Source organism: Dietzia sp. DQ11-38-2, assembly GCF_014145055.1.
Taxonomy (GTDB): Bacteria; Actinomycetota; Actinomycetes; order Mycobacteriales; family Mycobacteriaceae; genus Dietzia.
In genome coordinates this window covers 1-753 of record NZ_JAALDW010000158.1, presented here as the reverse complement: position 1 = coordinate 753, position 753 = coordinate 1, and the positions used below count along the sequence as shown (strand labels likewise).

Genomic DNA, 753 nt, shown 5'->3' with positions numbered 1-753 from the left:
CGCGGCTCCACCGGCGGCGGGTGACACCCCGAACATGGTGGTGATGTCGTCCGGTCCCGCGGACTCGGCGTGGTTCGAGCACCGCCTCATCGCCGACCGGACCGGACTGCCCCTCGTCACTCCCGACGAGGTGGTCTTCCGCGACGGGATCCTGCACCGCAGGGCCGGGGACGAGCTGGTCAGGGTCGACGTGGTGTACGCGCGGATCGACGAGGACATGCTGCTCAGCTCTCCGGGGCTCGACGGCGAGCCGCTCCGGGACGGTCTGCTGGACGCCCTGGCCGGAGGACGGTTGACGCTGGCCAACGCCCTCGGGAACGGGGTGGCGGACGACAAGGCCGTCTACGCTTCGGTTCCCGCGATGATCGACTTCTACCTGGGCGAAACCCCGATCCTCGACCAGGTCCCGACCTATCTGTGTGCGGACCGCACCCAGCGCGACCTGGTGCTGGAACGGTTGGGCGAGCTGGTGGTCAAACCGATCGACGGGTACGGGGGGCTGGGGATCACCATCGGGCCCGAGTGCTCCGAGGCGGAACTGGCCGCACGGCGCGAAGAGCTGCTCACCCGACCCGAGGGGTTCATCGCCCAGGAGGTGGTGGCCCTGTCCACGCTTCCGACCTTCGACGGCACCCACATGCAGCGGAGGCACGTCGACCTGCGTGCGTTCGCCCACCTGAGGCGCGAGGGGGGCCGGACGACGGCGCACGCGGTCCCGGCCGGCCTCACCCGGGTGGCGCCCGCCGGGTCGTT

At 71.2% G+C, this 753-nt stretch carries 1 protein-coding gene; it reads left to right on the top strand.

Annotated elements, in window-relative coordinates; translation table 11 throughout:
- On the top strand, positions 1–753 hold a 753-nt coding region (locus G6026_RS17160; protein WP_241727960.1), incomplete at both ends, for a circularly permuted type 2 ATP-grasp protein.